Source organism: Achromobacter sp. GQ309, assembly GCF_059759315.1.
In genome coordinates, this window is sequence record NZ_JCAXDP010000004.1 from 367,664 (window position 1) to 386,480 (window position 18,817).

At 65.5% G+C, this 18,817-nt stretch carries 11 protein-coding genes and 1 tRNA gene; 8 read left to right on the forward strand and 4 right to left on the reverse strand.

All coding sequences use genetic code 11. The features are described from left to right. Window positions 1-133 precede the first annotated feature (133 nt). A complete protein-coding gene (locus AC6CIE_RS14960) occupies window positions 134-1,363 on the forward strand; it encodes a CaiB/BaiF CoA transferase family protein (protein WP_105237142.1) in 1,230 nt (409 codons plus the stop codon). An 89-nt stretch (window positions 1,364-1,452) separates the two neighbouring features. Then, window positions 1,453-2,979: a 3-hydroxyacyl-CoA dehydrogenase gene (locus AC6CIE_RS14965; RefSeq protein WP_343738264.1), complete on the forward strand. Its 1,527-nt coding sequence runs from the start codon at window positions 1,453-1,455 to the stop codon at window positions 2,977-2,979. A gap of 112 nt (window positions 2,980-3,091) precedes the next feature. Here the strand turns inward: AC6CIE_RS14965 and AC6CIE_RS14970 are convergent, their stop codons facing one another. Next, a complete protein-coding gene (locus AC6CIE_RS14970) occupies window positions 3,092-4,003 on the reverse strand; it encodes a c-type cytochrome (protein ID WP_239216534.1) in 912 nt (303 codons plus the stop codon). 231 nt (window positions 4,004-4,234) lie between these two features. On the opposite strand from AC6CIE_RS14970, the gene AC6CIE_RS14975 reads away from it, so the two are divergent. Both AC6CIE_RS14975 and AC6CIE_RS14980 read left to right on the forward strand, forming a co-directional pair. Further along, window positions 4,235-4,309, forward strand: a tRNA-Arg gene (locus AC6CIE_RS14975). Window positions 4,310-4,534: 225 nt separating this feature from the next. Then, a complete protein-coding gene (locus AC6CIE_RS14980; RefSeq protein WP_498092672.1) occupies window positions 4,535-5,446 on the forward strand; it encodes a LysR family transcriptional regulator in 912 nt (303 codons plus the stop codon). A gap of 30 nt (window positions 5,447-5,476) precedes the next feature. Here AC6CIE_RS14980 and AC6CIE_RS14985 read toward each other — a convergent pair whose 3' ends face one another. Further along, complete coding sequence (locus AC6CIE_RS14985; RefSeq protein ID WP_495602337.1) at window positions 5,477-5,944, reverse strand: Rid family hydrolase; 468 nt, start codon at window positions 5,942-5,944, stop codon at window positions 5,477-5,479. Between the two features lie 316 nt (window positions 5,945-6,260). On the opposite strand from AC6CIE_RS14985, the gene AC6CIE_RS14990 reads away from it, so the two are divergent. Then, window positions 6,261-9,467, forward strand: a complete 3,207-nt coding sequence (locus AC6CIE_RS14990; protein WP_498092674.1) for an autotransporter outer membrane beta-barrel domain-containing protein — start codon at window positions 6,261-6,263, stop codon at window positions 9,465-9,467. Window positions 9,468-9,883: 416 nt separating this feature from the next. Here AC6CIE_RS14990 and AC6CIE_RS14995 read toward each other — a convergent pair whose 3' ends face one another. Next, entirely contained in the window at window positions 9,884-10,561 is a 678-nt protein-coding gene (locus tag AC6CIE_RS14995) for a hypothetical protein (RefSeq protein WP_498092676.1), read from the reverse strand. A gap of 249 nt (window positions 10,562-10,810) precedes the next feature. Here AC6CIE_RS14995 and AC6CIE_RS15000 point away from each other — a divergent pair, with 249 nt between their 5' ends. Both AC6CIE_RS15000 and AC6CIE_RS15005 read left to right on the forward strand, forming a co-directional pair. Further along, the gene (locus tag AC6CIE_RS15000; protein ID WP_498092678.1) at window positions 10,811-13,204 is read left to right on the forward strand and encodes an autotransporter outer membrane beta-barrel domain-containing protein; all 2,394 of its coding nucleotides are present in this window, start codon (window positions 10,811-10,813) and stop codon (window positions 13,202-13,204) included. Window positions 13,205-13,706: 502 nt separating this feature from the next. Then, a complete protein-coding gene (locus tag AC6CIE_RS15005) occupies window positions 13,707-17,081 on the forward strand; it encodes an autotransporter outer membrane beta-barrel domain-containing protein (protein ID WP_498092680.1) in 3,375 nt (1,124 codons plus the stop codon). A 124-nt stretch (window positions 17,082-17,205) separates the two neighbouring features. Here AC6CIE_RS15005 and AC6CIE_RS15010 read toward each other — a convergent pair whose 3' ends face one another. Then, window positions 17,206-17,451: a hypothetical protein gene (locus AC6CIE_RS15010; RefSeq protein WP_056327580.1), complete on the reverse strand. Its 246-nt coding sequence runs from the start codon at window positions 17,449-17,451 to the stop codon at window positions 17,206-17,208. Window positions 17,452-17,668: 217 nt separating this feature from the next. Between AC6CIE_RS15010 and AC6CIE_RS15015 the strand changes: the two genes are divergently transcribed. Then, a complete protein-coding gene (locus AC6CIE_RS15015) occupies window positions 17,669-18,793 on the forward strand; it encodes a cupin domain-containing protein (protein ID WP_498092682.1) in 1,125 nt (374 codons plus the stop codon). The last annotated feature ends 24 nt before the right edge of the window (window positions 18,794-18,817 follow it).

The window sequence follows — 18,817 nt, forward strand, 5'->3', positions numbered from 1 at the left end:
TATCCAGTCTGACGAATGTTGATCGGAAGGCGGCCCCCGCGGGCCGCCTTCTGGCATGACGGAATCCCAGTCCGCCCGGCGCTTCTCCGCGGGGCCGGAAGTTCTCATTTCCCTTCTAGCGAAAAGATTACCGATGTCGCAACGTCCCGCTCCCCTCACCGGCATACGCGTGCTGGATCTGACCCGTGTGCTGGCGGGTCCCTGGTGCACCCAGAACCTGGCCGACCTTGGCGCCGAGGTGATCAAGATCGAACGGCCCGGCTCGGGCGACGATACGCGCGCCTGGGGCCCCCCGTACCTGAAGGACGAAGCGGGCCACGACACCACCGAGGCCGCCTACTACCTGTCGGCCAACCGCAACAAGATGTCGGTGGCGCTGGACATCGCGTCGCCGCGCGGCGCGGAGCTGGTGCGCGAGCTGGCGCTGCAAAGCGACATCCTGGTTGAAAACTTCAAGGTGGGCGGCCTTTCCAAGTACGGCCTGGACTACGAGAGCCTGAAGGAACTGAACCCGCGCCTGATCTATTGTTCGATCACTGGCTTCGGCCAGACCGGCCCGTACGCCAGCCGTCCCGGCTATGACTTCATGATCCAGGGCATGGGCGGCCTGATGAGCATCACGGGCGAACGCGACGACCTGCCCGGCGGCGGTCCGCAGAAGGCCGGCGTGGCCGTGGCCGACCTGATGACGGGCATGTATTCCACCGTGGGCATCCTGGCCGCGCTGCACGAGCGCGCCCGCAGCGGCCTGGGCCAGCACATCGACATGGCCCTGCTGGACTGCCAGGTCGCCATGATGGCCAATCAGAACCTGAACTTCATGACCTCCGGCGTGGCCCCGCGCCGCGCGGGCAACGCGCACCAGAACCTGGTTCCCTACCAGGTGTTCGCGGCCAGCGATGGTCACCTCATCGTGGCCGTGGGCAACGACAGCCAGTTCCGCAACTACTGCGGCGCGATCGGCCTGCCCGAGCTGTCGGCCGACCCGCGTTTCGCCACCAACCCGCAACGCGTGAAGAACCGCGAGGAACTCGTGCCCCTCTTGGCCGAGCGCATGGCCACCGGCGAGCGCGACCACTGGCTTGCCGCGCTGGAAGGCGTGGGCGTGCCGGCTGGGCCCATCAACACGCTGGACCAGGTTTACGAAGACCCGCACGTCCTGGCCCGCAACATGAAGCGCGAGCTGCCGCATCCGGCTGCCGGCACCGTGCCCGTGGCCGCCAGCCCGCTGAAGTTTTCCGGCAGCCCGGTCGAGTACCGCCGCGCGCCGCCCATGCTGGGCGAGCACACCGAGCAGGTCCTGTCCGAGAAGCTGGGACTGTCGGCCGAAGAAATCCAGGCGCTGGCGCAGAGCCGGGCCTGATGCGCGCGCGAAGGCGGCCAGTCCGCCTGTCGCGCACGCCGCGCCGCGCCAGGCGCACGATCCATTCCAATATAGGCAGGAGAGAGTTGATGACGGAGATTCAAACCATCGGCGTCGTGGGCGCCGGGGCCATGGGGCGCGGCATCGCGCAGATCGCGGCGCAGGCCGGCCTGCGCGTGCGTCTGTACGACACCAGTTCGGAGGCCATTGCGGCCGCGCGCGAATCCTTGCGCCAGACCTGGGAGAAGCTGGCCCAGAAGGGCAAGCTGACCGCCGCCGACGCACAAGCGGCGCTCGAGCGCGTCGAATCGGCCACCGCGCTGACCGACATGTCGAACTGCCAGCTCGTGGTCGAAGCCATCGTCGAGCGCCTGGACGTCAAGCGTGATCTTTTCGCCGCGCTGGAAGGCGTGGTGTCCGACGACTGCATTCTGGCGTCCAACACCTCGTCGCTTTCCATCACGGCGATTGCGGCCGCCTGCAAGCGGCCGCAGCGCGTGGCGGGCTATCACTTCTTCAACCCGGTCGCGCTGATGAAGGTGGTCGAGGTCATCGACGGCCTGCGCAGCGCGCCGGAAGTGGGCGACGCCCTGGCCGAGCTGGCCCGCCGCATGGGTCACACGCCCGTGCGCGCCAAGGACATGCCCGGTTTCATCGTCAACCACGCCGGCCGCGGCATGAACACGGAAGGCCTGCGCGTCGCGCAGGAGGCTGTGGCCACCTTCGCCCAGGTCGACGCCGTGATGCGCGAGCAGGCGGGCTTTCGCATGGGACCTTTCGAACTGCTGGACCTGACCGCGCTCGACGTCTCGCATCCGGTGATGGAATCCATCTATCGCCAGTTCTTTGACGAGCCGCGCTTTCGCCCGTCGCCGATCACGACCGTGCGCCTGGCGGGCGGGCTGATCGGCCGCAAGGCGGGGGAGGGCTTTTACGTCTACGCCGACGGCCAGAAGCAGGTGCCGGCCGAAGCGGCTGCGCCCGCGCTGCCCGAGGGCCTGAAGGTCTGGGTCAGCCCCAAGCACGGCGAAGGCTACGCCCGCGCGTCCGCGCTGGTTGAAAAGCTGGGCGGCACGCTGGTCACGGGATCGACGCCGGATGCCGATGCACTGATTATCGTCACGCCGTTCGGTGAAGACGTGTCCACCAGCGTCTCCGCGCAAGGCCTGAACGCGGCCCGCACGGTTGGCCTGGACACGCTGTATGCGTTCGATAACGCGAAGCGCCGCACGATCATGGTCTCGCCCGCCACCGAGGACAAGTGGCGCGACGCCGCCCATGCGCTGTTGGCGGCCGACGGCGTGCCCGTCACGGTGATCGAGGATTCTCCCGGCTTCATCGCGCAACGTATCGTGGCGCACATCGTGAACATCGCCTGCGATATCGCGCAGCAGAAGATCGCCACGCCCGAGGACATCGATCTGGCCGTGACGCTGGGGCTGGGTTACCCGGTGGGCCCGCTGGCTTTGGGCGACAAGCTGGGCGCCGATCGCATTCTGGAAATCCTGAAGAGCATGCAGCGCGTGACGGGCGACACCCGTTACCGTCCCAGCCTGTGGCTGCAGCGCCGCGTGCAGTTGGGCATGTCGCTGGTGAAGACGTCGGCGGCGGACTGATCGCTGGGTGGCGAGGTGTCTGACACCTTTGCCACGCGAAGCCGGGTCACCGGATAAAAAAAGCCCCTTGAAGATTCAAGGGGCTTTTTATCGCCTGCGATGCGGGCCGGTATTACTTGGCCGCGTTCACCATGAACTCCACGGCGGCGCGGATGTCGTCTTCCGAGGCGTTGGCCGCGCCGCCCTTGGGAGGCATTGCGCCCTTGCCCGTCATGGCGACCTTGACCATCGCGTCCATGCCGGTCTTGATGTAGGGCTCCCAGGCGGCCTTGTCGCCGAACTTGGGCGCGTTGGCCACGCCCGTGGCGTGGCACGCGAAACAGGCCGTCTTGTAGAGCTGTTCGCCCGCCGGGTTGACGGCGGCGGCCTTTTGCTCGGGGGCGGGAGCGGCAGCAGCAGGAGCGGCGGCAGGAGCAGCGGCGGCGGGCGCGGCAGCAGCGGGAGCCGCCGGCGCCGGTGCAGCGGCTTGCGCAGCCGGTGCGGCTTCGCCTTCCTTCTTGGCGCCGTCTTCAGCGGGGGCTGCCGGTTCCGGCAGCGAGGCGCCGGACTTGTTGGCCATGTAGACCACGGCGCGCGCGACTTCGTAGTCGGACAGGGCCGGGTTGCCGCCCTTGGCGGGCATGCCGCCCTTGCCGTGCAGCGCGACCTTCATCATCTCGTCGTAGCCAGCTTTGATGAACGGCGCCCACGCGGCGTTGTCGCCCAGCTTGGGTGCGCCCGCCACGCCAGCGGTGTGACAGGCCGTACAGACGCTGGCGAAGACCTGTTCGCCGGTCTTGAAGACCTTGGGCGCGTTGGCGTCAACGAGTTCGAATCCCGCAACGGGCGCGATCCGCCGTGCGACGGCCTCGCCGGACAAAGCGTCCGAGCCGGCGCCGGTCTTGGTGCCGGTGACCACCATGTTCACCAGAAGGATGATGATGGCGATGGGAACCACGAAAGCCAGGACGATCGTGACGATCAGTTGCTTCGGGGTCTTGATGGGGGAGGAGTGCTCTTCTATGTGTTCCTGCTCGTTGCTCATGACCTAATCCTGCTAACGGGTACCGGGGGCGCCTGGCGGCGGCAACAGAAAATCAGAACTGCACAAGTCGGCGGCAACTCATGCCCGCCTGCAAGCAAACGCTGGATTATATAACGGTGTCATGGACGATCGTCCAATGAGAAAGGACGGGTTTTCGATGAGTTTGCCGGAGGATTTGATCCAGTTCATGCAGAACGCGTAAAACTGGGTACAATACCGCCTCCTTGCGCTGCGCCCGTAGTTCAATGGATAGAATGAGAGTTTCCGAAGCTCTTGATACAGGTTCGATTCCTGTCGGGCGCGCCAACTGATTAAAGCAGTGCGTTGTTCCGGGCCCTTCATGGGCCCTTTTTTGTTTTCGCCGTACTGCGGGCGAACGCCCGTGGACAAAATCGCGCGGGCACCATCGCGAGGGCAATTCGCGAGGGCAGGATCACCGACGATTCCCAATAATCCGCCGCGAAAGAACATCCGCCAATCATCGTGCCGTCCAAACCCGCTAAAACTCAGACGCACTCCGATCGCCTTTCCATGGGACAGCGCGACGCGGCGCAACAGTTGTCATGGGATGACCTGCGCATCATCAAGACACTGAGCGACTGCGGCAATCGGTCGATCGCTGCCGAAAAGCTCGGCATCAATGCCTCCACCGTCTCGCGCCGCGTGGCGCACGCCGAAGCCGCGCTGGGCGTCGCGTTGTTCGACCGGCGGCACGCGGGCTACAAGCTGACGCCTGAGGGCACGGAGCTGCGCGCACTGAGCGAGCGCGTCGAACTCGATGTCGTCAGCGTGGCCCGACGCATTTCCGGCGCCGCGCACGATCCGCAGGGCACGCTGCGCGTCGCCACCAGCGATTCGCTCCTGCTGTATTTCCTGACGCCCATCATTGCTGAATTCAGAGCGGCGCATCCCTCATTGACCGTCGAGGTGCTGGTTGGCAACGGCACACTGGATCTGGCGCGGGACGAATCCGACGTCGCGCTCAGGGCGACGCGGCGCCCGCCCGAGAGCTGGGTGGGACGCAGGCTGGCAGGCATCGCGTGGGCGCCTTACGGGGCTGCGCAGCAATTTCGCCGCAAGACACCCGCCGCCGAACGCCTTTACGAGCTGGATTGGGTGTCGTACGCGGGCGGGCTGTCCGGGCTCAAGGCCGCGCATTACCTTGAAAGCCGTGTCGCGCCATCCCGCATTGCCTACCGGTCGGACTTGGTTGCCGCAGTAAGCGCGGGTATCTCGGCCGGCCTGGGCATGGGCTACCTGCCTTGCATGCTGGGCGACGCGATGGCCGATGTGGTGCGGGTCGGTCCCGTCGTGCCCGAGCTTCAGGATGAGCTTTGGCTGCTCACCCATCCTGACATCCGCGGATCCCGGCGCGTCCAGGCTTTCATGCGCTTTTGCGCCGCGGCCGTGGCCAAGCAGAAGGCGTTGATCGAGGGCCGCTAGGCCCTTTTCCCGCCAAGCAGCAGTGCCCGGTCAGCCGGCAGCCTTGGGACGCAGGATGGCCTTGCAAGCGATCTCGATCAACTGCGCAGGCATCGCCAGACGCGACACGCCGATCAGGTTGCTGGCCACTTGCGGACGGTCGGTGCCGTACGCGGCCTTGCGCACCTTGCCCGCCGCTGCAAAGGCGGCATCCACATCCAGGACATACAGCGTTTCTTCGACGACGTTATCCAGCGTGGCGCCGAACTTGCCCAGCAACACCGCCAGGTTCTCGTAGGTGGCGCGCATCTGCGCTTCCATCGTGGAGAAGTCGCGCGGCTTGCCTTGGTCATCCAGTTCGGCCGGCGCGATCAGGTTGCCGTCCTTGTCGTGGTTCAGCTGGCCCGACACATAGATCTCGTTGCCCACCTGCACCGCCTGCGCATAACCATAGGCGTCTTCCCACGGCACGCCCCAGTAGGCGGTTTTCTTTTCGAGCGGGTTCGTTTGCGTCGTCATGGTTTTCTCCTTGGGGATGTGGGAAAGAAGGTGTGTGATCAGAAGGCTCCAGCGTAACCGTGGCACGAAGTTCCGGGAGCGCATTACTGCGCTTTCAAGATGCAAATTTGCACTTTGATTGCCGCCGGCATGAATACACCCTTGCCGCCGCAAACGTTCCGGTGGGCTGGCACGTTATCGAATTCAGAGCAACCGAGACTCGTCGGATTCCCAAGCGGACGTTGATCCTGATAAGCGGGTCGCGCCATCGGAGTAAACGTACTCTGGGTGAGGCCGGGGAGCTTGAACACAATCGATCACACCGACGCAATGCGCTTTGACGATCAGCCGAGCTGAACGAACAGAAGCCGCGCGTCAATCCAACACCCAGGATGATCGATTGATGCTCGTGGATTCCCGCGCGGCGCTGCGCCGCGCAGATTCAATGCTGTTTCTCAATGCCAGAACCACCGCGACCAAGCTCTGCTTTGGTCTGTTGCTGTTATCCGTGAACATGTCGCACCAGCCCGATGCCTGGGGTGCGCTCGTGGGTGTGTCGGGGGCCGGCGGCGTCGGCGGCGCATCCAATGGAGGCCGCGGCGGCGATGGTGGCAACGGAGATACCGCCCTGGACCTGACGACCTCATACACGACGGTCGGCGACGTCGAGGGCGGGGCCGGCGGCGGCGGCGGGGGAGGCGGTGGCGGCGGGCATGGTAACGCCGTGGGGGGAGCGGGTGGCGACGGCGGGAACGGCGGAGTCGGCGTCGTCATCTCAGGCGACGCGGTGGTATTGCACAACGATGGCTGGTCTATCCGCGGCGGCAAGGGCGGCGGCGGCGGAGGGGGAGGCGGCTCCACCTTCCACCCCTCCGTGGAGCCGGACGGCGGTCGCGGCGGTGACGGCTCGACGGGCGTTGACGGCGCTGCCGGCGGGGGCGGCGGAGGCGGCGCACACGTCCGGGCGGCCTTCGGTGGAGACGGCGGCAACGGGGGAGAAAATGGCCTGACTGCGGGCGGGGGCCCGCCAGGCATCTCCTGGGCCGGCGGCGGGGGCGGGGGCGGAGGTTCTTCCGTCAACGGGGGGGCTCCGGGCACAGACGTGTGGCCGATCCTGATCGAGGGCATTGGGGGGGCGGGCGGCATTGCCGGCGGGGCATCCGGCGTCAACGGAGGCGATGCCAAACCGTATGAAGGTTTCGCCGCAGGCGGTGGCGGCGGCGGCGCGCCAGGCGGCGATGGCGGTAACGGCGGACAGTACTCGCGTTTCGATACGAACGGGGGCGGCGCAGCCGGCAGCAGCAATCACGGCGTCTATGTCACGGGGGCCGGCTCAGTCATCATCAACGCGGGCTCCATTATGGCGGGGCCGGTCAACCAGGACACCGCCATCCAGTACGCGGCGACCGCCAGCAATTCGACCTTGATGCTCCGCGAAGGCAGCCTGATTCAGGGGCTCGTCGATGCCACCGAATCCAGCGGCACAAACACGCTGGTCCTGGATGGCGGCGCTGCGCAGGCGTTTGACGTGGGCAAGATCGGCCCCGGCGCGCAGGGTCAGTATCTGGGCTTCAACGCATTCGAGAAAGCGTCTCACGGCACGTGGGCGCTCACGGGTTCGCCCGCGCTGGCGCTTACGCCTTGGACGCTTTCCGGGGGATGGCTTGCGATCACGGACGACGCGGCGCTGGGAGACACAGCGGGCGGCCTCATCTTCGAGGGCGGCGGATTGCAGCTGAACGCCAGCATCACATCGCAGCGCGATTTTCAGCTGCGCGGTGATGGCGCGGTCCACACTGCCGACGGCACCGTGTCCGTGATGCACGGAACAATCAGCGGCGCCGGCAACCTCACCAAGACCGGGTCCGGAACATGGATCATCGAACGCAACGATACCGGATCGGGCATTACCCCGCCGGCGGCGCAGCTCACGTATGCAGGCTCCACGCGAGTTGATGAGGGCATGCTGGTCATTCAAGGCACGAGCCTGGGGCGGGCCGATCATGCGGCCAGTGTTGCTGGCGCCAGCAATGCGGCCTTGTACCTTGCCAACGGTGCCGTGCTCGACGGCCGGACGAACGGACCGAATCTCGTCATCGATGCGACGAGCCGATGGAACGTCCTGGCCGATACCCCTCATGCCTCGGCGGGAAACAATCTCAGCACCGTCAATGCGCTTCAGCTTGCAGGCAGCATTGCCTTCGCACCGCCCGACGGGTCCAACAACGAGGTCGGCCGAACGCTTACCGCCAACAACCTGGTGGGCGCGGGCGGGCAAGTCCAGTTGCACGTCAGTCCGACCGGCGCTGCGGATCATCTGACGCTGACCCAGGGCGCCACGGGGTTGACCTACCTGAAGATCATCACGCCCGGCGGCTTCGGAGATCCCATGGCCGGCGACGGGCTGTTGGTGGTCAAGGCAGGCGCCAGCACCGACCATGCGTTTCGCCAATCCCCAGAACAACCCACGCTGGCCGGCGCGTTCAACTACGGGCTGGTGCACGGCGCGCGAAACGGCGCAGCCGATCTGGCCAACAACTGGTATCTGTTCAGCGATGTCCGCCCCGAGGTGTCCATCTACTCGCAGTTGGGCAATCAGGCCTTGCGGCAGTCCGAGGTGGCGGTGGGTTCGTTCAACGAACGGATGGGTGCGACCGAAACACTGGCGCGAACGGTCTATCCGTATGTCTGGGCGCGATCGTTCGGCGTCCTCGAACGCCGGGATGGCGCACCCATGGGAATCCGGCAAGCGAACGTCGCCGTGGATTCGCGGCTGGGCGGGCTACAGGTGGGAACCGACCTGTTCGTAGCCAGCAGAGGCGCCGGCCGCCGGAGCGCGGGCGTGTTCGCTACGGCAATGGCTTCACGCAACGACGTAGCGCACTATCAGGCGTTCACGCGTTCGACCGTGGCTGCCGGCCGCAGCGATCAGACCATGTATGGCCTGGGCGGCTACTACACGTTGATCGACGGCAAGGGCGGATACGCCGATTTCGTCGCGCAGGTCAGCCGCTACGGTGTGAAGGCCCATTCGCGCGGCGTGCAAGGTTTGTCTTTGCAGACGTCCGGATGGGGCGCCGCGTTGTCCGCCGAAGCCGGCAAAGCCTTCGACATCGACGACGCCAGCGGACTGCGCATCGAGCCGCAAGCCCAGGTGATGGTCCAACACGTCAGACTGCGCGACAGCGAAGACCGAGTCGGGCCGGTTGCGCTGCCCGGAATGCGCGCGCTGCACTCGCGTGTGAGCCTGAAGGTTTCCAAAGTCTGGGACGCGCAACCCGAGACGCGGCACCACGGCTGGCTGATGCTGAGCTATCGGCACACGCTTGGAAAATCCTCCAGTACGTACCCCACCGCCACGCAAGGCGACATCGCGTTCGACAACGATCTGGATGGGTCGCGCGTGGGCCTGACGGCGGGCTACGACCGGCGCGCGGGCAGGAACACTTTCGTCAACGTGCAGGTGCATGCCGAACAGGGCTTGGGCGGCGCGTCAGGGTTGCGGGCGGTGGGCGGCTCAGTTGGGGTGAAGTACCTGTTCTAGCAATCGCGCGAAGCATGGGTCCGCCGGATAACTGGCAGTGTCTTGCAATGTGCGCCATAGCGATCGTCTGATTTTGCCCGGCGACTGATTCTTATGAAGGCTCTCGCGACATCGGAGTAAACCTACTCTGGGTGAAGTCGGGGCGCATAAAGAGAATCTGAGACACCGACGACAGAGGCTTGAACGCTTTGCAGCGTGCTTCCGTCGTTCGATGTGATTAACCGGATTACTCAAACGCGCAACCGGCCACTCCGGTATTCCACGTTCTTACGAGATCAAAGTAGCGATTCTGCATGTAGCGTCACCTGAGCTTCAGGTGCTGTTGAATTCGTGAAGCCGCGCGTGAATCCACCACCCAGGATGAACCATTGATGTGTACGGATTCTTGCTTGGCGTCGCGACATGCGGTTTCGATCTCAAATCGAACCGACAAGGCGCGCGGTATTGCGCTTAGGCTTTGTTTTGGTCTGTCTTTGATTTCTTTGGGCATGTCCCCTCATCCTGCTGCGCGCGCGTTGATCGTCGGCGAGGCGGGGATGGGCGGCGTAGGCGGGGCTGCCAATGGGGGTACCGGCGGCGACGGCGGGGATGGTTATGCCGCCTTGGATCTCACGACGTCTTACACGACCTATGACGACATTGAAGGCGCGCCCGGCGGCGGTGGCGGCGGTGGTGGCGGGGGCGGGCCAGGAAACTTCGACGGCGGCGGGGGCGGAGCGGGCGGGAACGGCGGGCACGGCATCGTGATCTCTGGCGACGGCGTGATCCTGCATAACGCCGGCTACTCGATCAGCGGCGGCAAAGGCGGTGGCGGCGGGGGCGGGGGTGGCGGCAGCTACAGTGAGGATGCGGTCAGCGACGGCGGTCGGGGTGGTAATGGGTCCGGAGGAGAAGGCGGTGGCGCTGGCGGGGGCGGAGGGGGCGGCGCGGATATCAACCCCGGCGGGATCGATGGAACGGGTTACGGCGGAAATGGCGGCAATGGGGGTGAAAATGGCATGCCGGGTGGCGGCGACCTCCCGGGTACCTCTCCCTATGCAGGTGGCGGTGGCGGTGGCGGCGGTACCTACACCAACGGCGGGTCGGCGGGCCAAGGGTTATTCAATAGCCAAAGTCCGGGTGTAGGCGGATCGGGCGGTATGGCTGGCGGTGAGGTCGGCGTAGACGGTGGCCGGGCAAATCCAGGAACGGCATTGGAAGGATGGGGTGGGGGCGGCGGAGGCGGCGGGGCCGCCGGCGGATCTGGCGGCAATGGCGGGCGTGGGTCCGGATTCGAAGGGGGGCCTCCAGGCGGCGCTGGCGGCAACAGCGGTCACGGTGTCTATGTCACCGGCGCCAACACCATGATCATCAATTCCGGAACGATATCTCAAGGGCCGGCGAACCAGAACACCGCCATCAAGTATTCAGCCACGGCTCGCGATTCCACGCTTGTTCTGCAAGCGGGCAGCCAGATCATCGGCCTGGTCGACGCCACGGAGTCGGGCGGCAAGAATACGCTGGCTCTGGATGGCGGCGCCGCGCTGGCCTTTGACGTCAGCCAGATCGGGAGTGGCGCGCAGGCGCAATACCTGGGCTTCAATGCTTTCGAAAAAACGTCGGCCGGAACATGGACGCTGACAGGAACGCCCAGCCAGACCCTCACACCCTGGACCCTGTCGGGCGGGTGGCTCGCGATTGCCGACGACGCCATCCTGGGCGACGCGGCCGGCGCCGTCACGTTCAACGGCGGCGGACTGCAACTGGATGCCGACATCCTGACGCAGCGCGACATGCAGTTCGCGGGAGAAGGCGCGATCCGTGCGGCGGACGGCACGGTATCCGTGATGCAAGGCGCGATCACGGGATCGGGCACGCTGACCAAGACCGGCGCGGGCACGTGGATCATCGACCGCGACAATGCCTTTGCTGGCGACACGCTGATTGACGATGGCGTGCTGCAGCTCGGCACGGGTCAGACCGCAGGATCGTTGGGGGCGGGCGCTTTCGAGAACCACGCCGTCCTGGCCATCGATCGCGCCGACGCGGTCGTCATGTCCAACGCCATATCGGGTACGGGCGAACTGCGACAGGCAGGCCCGGGCACGACCACGCTGACCGGACCGCTCACCTATACCGGTGTCACGCGGGTGGACAATGGCACGCTCGTCCTCGACGGCACATCGTTGGGCCAGGCCGATCATGCGATCGCCCGGGTCATCGGTGCAGGCAGTGCGGGTCTGGGCCTGGCCAACGGCGCCACGCTCGAAGGTTGGGTGGATGGGCCGAGTCTTTCCATCGACGCGTCCAGCCGGTGGCACATCTTGACCGACGCGTCCAACCCCGCGCAAGACAACAACCTCAGCACGGTCAACGAACTCCAGCTTGCCGGCAGCGTTGCCTTTGCGCCACCCGCCGAATTGACCACCGATGCGATCGGACGCACGTTGTCTGCCAACAACCTGGCAGGGGGCGGTGGTGAAGTGCAGCTGCACATGATTCCCACCGCGGCTGGCACCGTGGATTACCTGACCTTGAACGCCGGAGCGACGGGCTTGACCAATCTGACGCTCAACGCCCAGGGCGATTTTGGCGATCCGCTTCGTGGAAACGGCTTTCTGGTGGTCAAGGCGGGCGCCAGCACGGACAACGCGTTCAGGCTGACGCCGGGACAGGCCCCGCGAGGCGGCGCGTTCCGCTACGTGCTGGCGCATGGCGCGCAGGACGGCTCGCCGGAACTCGCCAACAACTGGTACTTGATCAGCGAAGTCCGCCCCGAAGTCTCCATTTACTCGCAGTTGGGCGGGCAAGCGTTGCGGCAGTCCGAACTGGCGGTCGGCACTTTCAACGAACGTATGGGCGCCACCGAAACGCTGTCTCGGAAGGTATACCCGTTTGCCTGGGCCAGAACGCTCGGGGGTTGGGAAAACCGCGACGGCGCGTCGCGCGGCATTCTGCAATCACAGGTCGCAAGCCGCACGACGCTGGGCGGGCTGCAGGTGGGAACGGACTTGTTCGTGACCAACACGGGGATTCGCCGCAACAGCATTGGGGTGTTCGGGACTGCGATGGTCTCGCGCGCGCAGGTGGATCATTATCAGGAATCCACGCGTTCAACGATCGATGCCGGCCGCAGCGATCAGACGATGTACGGCCTGGGCGCGTACTACACGATGATGGACGGCAAGGGCGGGTATGCCGACTTCGTCACCCAGATCAGCCGGTATGGCGTCCAAACGCAATCGAGCGGCGCGGCCGGCATGTCGCTACAAACATCGGGATGGGGCGTGGCGCTGTCGGCCGAAGCCGGCAAGGCGTTCGACATCGGCGACGCGTCCGAAGGGCTGCGAATCGAACCGCAAGCGCAGGTGATGGTCCAGCACATCAAGCTGCGCGACAGCGATGATGACCTTGGCCGCGTGGCGCTGCCCAAATCCCATGCGCTGCATTCGCGCGTGAGCCTGAAGCTGTCGAAAGCCTGGGGCGAGCAGGACGATGCGCAGAACCACGGCTGGCTCATGCTGAGTTACCGGCACACGCTGGGGGACTCGACCAGCTCCTACCAGACGCTGACGCAAGGCGATATCGCGTTCGACAACAAGCTGGACGGATCGCGCGTAGGCCTGTCGGCGGGCTATGACCGGCGGGCGGGCAAGAACACGTTCATCAATGTTCAGCTGAATGCCGAGCAGGGCCTGGGCGGCGAGTCGGGGCTGCTCGCCGTGGGTGGATCGGTCGGCATCAAGTATCTGTTCTAGCGAACACAGAACATCCCCCGCGTAGGCGCCCCGCCGCATAGCGGCTGCGCGGGTATTCGCTCCTTTAGGATCAGTCGCATTTCGACGGCTGGAACCGATGGCTTTGGAAGTTTGCGGGCCAACGGAGTAAACGTACTCTCGGCGAATCCTGCGCGCATACACAGAATCAATTGCGCCGACGATATGGGTATCAATAATTACTTGAGACTACTCAGCCGACGTCGCGCGATGTCATTAATCGGAATTCAGCGCGCAACCGGCAAGTCCGGTGTTCCACGTTCTTAAAACCTCAAGCAGACGATTTCGCCCTGGTGCAGCCCGATGCGCCGGGAGCAATTGTTTTCGTGAAGCCGCGCGTGAATCCACTACCCAGGATGAACCAGAGATGCACACGGATTCTTGCTTGGCGTTGCGACACGCACATTCGACCCCGACTCAAATCCACAAAGCGCGCGGCATCACGCTCAGGCTTTTCTTTGGCCTGTCCTTGATCTCTCTCGGCATGTCCCCGCATCCCGCAGCGCGCGCGCTGATCATCGGCGAGGCGGGCGTCGGCGGCGTTGGCGGGGCTGCCAATGGCGGCAGAGGCGGGGACGGCGGGGATGGCATTACCGCCCTGGATATCACGACGTCCTATACGACCTATGACGACATTGAAGGGGCGCCCGGCGGCGGGGGGGGCGGCGGCGGTGGCGGTGGACGCGGCGGTATCGTGGGGGGCGCGGGAGGCTCGGGAGGTAACGGCGGGCACGGCATCGTGATCTCGGGCGACGGCGTGGTCTTGCATAACGACGGGTACGCGATCAGCGGCGGCAAGGGCGGCGGCGGCGGGGGCGGTGGCGGAGGCGCTTTTCATATGACCGTGTCCAGTAATGGCGGCCGCGGCGGTGACGGCGGCGGGGGCGCGGGCGGCGGTGGCGGCGGCGGGGGTGGCGGCGGCGCGGACCTCACCTTTGGCGGCGCGTTTGGGGCAGGCTTTGGCGGAGATGGGGGCCACGCGGGTGGCAATGGTTCGTCGGGCGGAGGCAATATTCAGAGTCCAGGGGCCAGCAAGTTTGCAGGCGGTGGCGGCGGGGGCGGTGGCACCTACACCCATGGAGGGACGCCCGGCCAGGCTTTATTCGAGAGTCAGATTTCCGGCATGGGTGGCGGGGGCGGCATCGCCGGCGGAGAGTCGGGGGTAGACGGCGGCATCGCCAACCCTGAAGCGGCCGAAGCGCTGGAGTTGGGGTTGAGCCGGCAAGAAATCGATGCCGTCCTGGACGGCTACGGCGGTGGCGGAGGCGGCGGCGGGGCGGCTGGCGGATCGGGCGGCAACGGCGGGCCTGGCAGCTACGTCGAGGGCGGCCCCGCAGGCGGCGCCGGGGGCACGAGCGGTCACGGCGTCTACGTCACGGGCGCCAACTCCGTAATCATCAATACGGGCACGATATCGCAGGGCCCGGAGAACCAGGACACCGCCATCAAATATGCCGAGACCGCCCGCGATTCCACGCTGGTGCTCAAGGCGCAGGGCGGCTGGGACAACCCGGACAGCCAGATCATCGGCCTGGTCGATGCCACGGAATCGGGCGGCACGAATACGCTCGTTCTTGATGGTGGCTGGGACGCCCGCCTGGACTACGACAACAACGTCTTCGATGTCAGCCTGATCGGAACCGGTGCGACCGGACCGGCCCAATATCTGGGCTTCAATGCCTTCGAGAAAACGTCGGCCGGAACATGGAAGCTGATAGGCGGGACCGGCCAGGTCGGAACGCCGTGGACGCTGTCGGGCGGGTGGCTCGCGATTGACCACGACATCAATCTGGGTGATCGGTCAGGCACGCTTACCTTCAACGGCGGCGGGCTGCAGGTGGAGGCCGCGACGGTGATGGACCGAGACATGCATTTCGCCAGAGACGGCGTGATCCGGACAGGAAATCCAGAGCTGGCGACGCAAGGGCAGGCGGCGGACGTACACCTGTTCGGAAACATCACCGGATCGGGCGCGCTTATCAAGACCGGCGCGGGAACCTTGTCCATCGGTCGTGACAATGACGCCTTTTCCGGCGCGGTCGTCATCGAAGAAGGGGTGCTTCAGCTTGGCGCCGGCGGAACGCAATACGGCGGATCTCTGGGCGCGGGTGCGATCGAAAACAATGCCGTCCTGGCGATGTCTCAGCACCGGGGCGCGTTCTCCAATGCCATATCGGGTAGCGGCGAGCTGCATCAGTTGGAAGGCATGACGACGCTGACGGGCCCGCTCACGTACACCGGCATCACGCGGCTATTCGACGGCGCGCTTGAGATCCGGGGGACGTCGCTGGGCCAGGCCGATCATGCGGTCGCCCGGGTCGTGGGGGCGGTTGGCGCCGATTTGCGTCTGGCAGGCGGCGCCACGCTCGACGGCTGGGTGGATGGACCCAGTCTCGCCATCGACGCGACCAGCAAATGGAACGTGCTGACCGATGCCTCCAATCCCGCGCAAGCAAACAACCTCAGCACCGTCGGTGAACTTCGGCTCGAAGGCAGCGTCGCGTTTGCACCGCCCGCGGACTGGGCGCACGATGAGATCGGCCGAACGTTCACCGCCAACAATCTGGTGGGCAGTGGCGGCGAAGTGCAACTGCACTTGGGGCCCCCCGCCAACGGCGCAGCGGATTACCTCACCTTGAACGCGGGCGCCACGGGGCTGACCAACCTGACGGTCAACACCGACGGCGGCTTTGGCGATGCCTTCAGCGGAAACGGCTATCTGCTGGTCAAGGCCGGCGCCGGCACGGACAACGCATTCCAGCAAACGCCTGGACAAGCTTCGCGGAGCGGCGCGTTCCACTACGTGCTGACGCATGGCGCGCTGGATGGCTCACCGGAACTTGCCAACAACTGGTATTTGATCAGCGAGACCCGCCCCGAGGTCTCGCTGTACTCGCAGCTGGGCGGCCAAGCCTTGAGGCAGTCTGAAGTGGCGGTGGGGACGTTCAATGAACGCATGGGCGCCACCGAAACGCTGGCTCGGAAGGTTTACCCGTATGCGTGGGCCAGAACGCTGGGCGGATGGGAAAACCGCGATGGCGCGTCGCGCGGCATCCTGCAGTCTCAGGTGGGAAGCCGCACGACGCTGGGCGGCCTGCAGGTGGGCACGGACCTCTTCGTGACCAGCCAGGGCATCCGCCGCAACAGCCTGGGCGTGTTCGGCACCGCGTTGGTATCCCGAGCCGACGTGGATCATTTCCAGGCATCCACGCGTTCGACCATCAATGCCGGCCGCAGCGATCAGACGATGTACGGTCTGGGCGCGTACTACACGATGATGGACGGCAAGGGCGGGTATGCCGACTTCGTCACGCAGATCAGCCGCTATGGCGTGAAAACCCAATCGAACGGCGCGGATGGCATGTCAATGCAGACGTCGGGTTGGGGCGTGGCGTTGTCGGCCGAAGCCGGCAAGGCGTTCGACATTGGCGATGCGTCTAGTGGCCTTCGACTCGAACCTCAGGCGCAGGCGATGGTCCAGCACGTCAAGCTGCGCGACGGCGATGATGACGTTGGCCAAGTGGCGTTGCCGGCATCGCAGGCGCTGCATTCGCGCGTGAGTCTGAAGCTGTCCAAAGCGTGGGGCGAGCAGGACGGCGCGCAGAACCACGGATGGCTGATGCTGAGCTACCGGCACACGCTGGGGGAATCGTCCAGTTCCTACCAGACGCTGACGCAAGGCGACATTGCCTTTGACAACAAGCTGGACGGATCGCGCGTGGGGCTATCGGCGGGCTACGACCGTCGGGCCGGCAAGAACACGTTCGTCAATGTGCAGTTGAACGCCGAGCAGGGATTGGGCGGCGCTTCGGGCTTGCGCGCGGTGGGTGGCTCGGTGGGGATCAAGTATCTGTTCTAGCGTTCGCAGATCAGGCGTCTGCGAATGACGGATCCCACGGAGGTACTGGCTGCGTGCTGGCATTGCACGCCAAGCCATTGAATCGCCCGCCCCGCGAGCATGCGGGGCGGGCGATTTCCGTTGGCTAGTCGTCCAGTGAAGGCACGGTGCCGATCTGCATCAGGATGCGCGGCGATTCCATGTCGCCGGTTTCCTTGTCGATCATCACTTCATAGGCCGCGACGCCGGCAAATTTGGAGGCCATGGAATTCGCGATGCGGATGGCTCCGAATTCGCTGCTGGCCGGGCGGATTTCCCCGGGGGCGACGCCATTGGCGGCGGCGCGGTAGGGAACGACGATGTACTGAACGAGATGAGCAGCTTCTGACACAGGAATTCTCCCCTGGACGACAGTTTTTCGGGCGAGCGCAATGTATCACGTCGCACTGTGTTTTTGTACAGTATTTTTGCCACGGTCGCCAAGATATTTTTGCGAAGCGACTTCGCCGTTCAAGGAAAACCCCTAGCGTTTCGCCATTGCCCGCCCTCTGGCCCCGCGCTTAGTATTTTCGAAAATCCTCGGCGTTTTATAAAACCAGGGGCACGGAATGGAAGCGAACCGCTACGACGCCTACCGCGAAGACACCGCGGGCCGCGCCAATGTGGCCGACTCGCCGGAGCGGGTGGCCTATTACCAGGAGCTGGCGCGGCTGGAGACCGGCGCGCTGTGGACGGTGGCGAACAAGATCGAGCCGTGGGCGCCGCGGTCGGCGTCCGTGCCCGTGGTCTGGCGCTACCAGGACCTGCGCGGTCACGTGCTGCGGTCCGCCGAACTGGTGTCCCCCGAAGAGGCGGGCCGCCGCGTCATCTACCTGAACAATCCCGGCCGGCGCGACGTGGCGGCCGCGGTGGGCTGGCTGTATTCCGGGCTGCAGGTGATGCGGCCGGGTGAGCTGGCGTCCGCGCACGCGCACACGCATTCGGCGCTGCGCTTCATCATGGAAGGACAGGGCGCGTTCACGGTGGTGGACGGCCACAAGATGACGCTGGGGGCGAATGATTTCGTGCTGACGCCGAACGGCACCTGGCACGAGCACGGCGTGGCCGAGGACGGCACCACCTGCATCTGGCAGGACGGCTTGGACATCCCGCTGGTCAATGCGCTGGAAGCGGGCTTTTATGCCGTGCATCCAGACCTGAACCAGACCGTCACGCACCCGGTGGACGACACCAGCGGCGCGTGGGGCGGCGTGGCGCTGCGGCCGCAGGTGTCCGGCTGGACCAAGCCGTATTCCCCGCTCTTCAAGTACGAATGGGAGCCTACGTACGAGGCGTTGCGCCGCTACGCGCGCACCACCGCGGGCAGTCCCTACGACGGCATCCTGCTGGAATACGTCAATCCGGCGACGGGCGGCCCCGTGATGCCGACAATTGGCGCCAGCATGCAGCTGCTGCGTCCCAGCGAGCACACAAAGGCGCACCGGCATACCGGCAGCTTCATCTACCAGGTGGCCAAGGGCAGCGGTTTTTCCGTCATCGACGGCAAGCGCTATGACTGGACCGAACGCGACATCTTCTGCGTGCCGTCCTGGGCCATCCACGAACACGCCAACCTGTCGTCCAACGACGACGCATGCCTCTTCTGTTTCAACGATCTGCCCGTCATGCGCTCGCTGGCCCTGTATCGCGAGGAAGCGGTGCAGGACAACAGCGGCCATCAGCAGCTGATCTAGTTTCTGAACGCAAACCGCCGCGCC

Coding starts and splice junctions, on each gene's coding strand:
- AC6CIE_RS14960 (WP_105237142.1), top strand. CDS start 134: ATGTCGCAACGTCCCGCTCCCCTCACCGGCATACGCGTGCTGGATCTG.
- AC6CIE_RS14965 (WP_343738264.1), top strand. CDS start 1,453: ATGACGGAGATTCAAACCATCGGCGTCGTGGGCGCCGGGGCCATGGGG.
- AC6CIE_RS14970 (WP_239216534.1), bottom strand. CDS start 4,003: ATGAGCAACGAGCAGGAACACATAGAAGAGCACTCCTCCCCCATCAAG.
- AC6CIE_RS14980 (WP_498092672.1), top strand. CDS start 4,535: ATGGGACAGCGCGACGCGGCGCAACAGTTGTCATGGGATGACCTGCGC.
- AC6CIE_RS14985 (WP_495602337.1), bottom strand. CDS start 5,944: ATGACGACGCAAACGAACCCGCTCGAAAAGAAAACCGCCTACTGGGGC.
- AC6CIE_RS15000 (WP_498092678.1), top strand. CDS start 10,811: ATGATCATCAATTCCGGAACGATATCTCAAGGGCCGGCGAACCAGAAC.
- AC6CIE_RS15005 (WP_498092680.1), top strand. CDS start 13,707: ATGTCCCCGCATCCCGCAGCGCGCGCGCTGATCATCGGCGAGGCGGGC.
- AC6CIE_RS15015 (WP_498092682.1), top strand. CDS start 17,669: ATGGAAGCGAACCGCTACGACGCCTACCGCGAAGACACCGCGGGCCGC.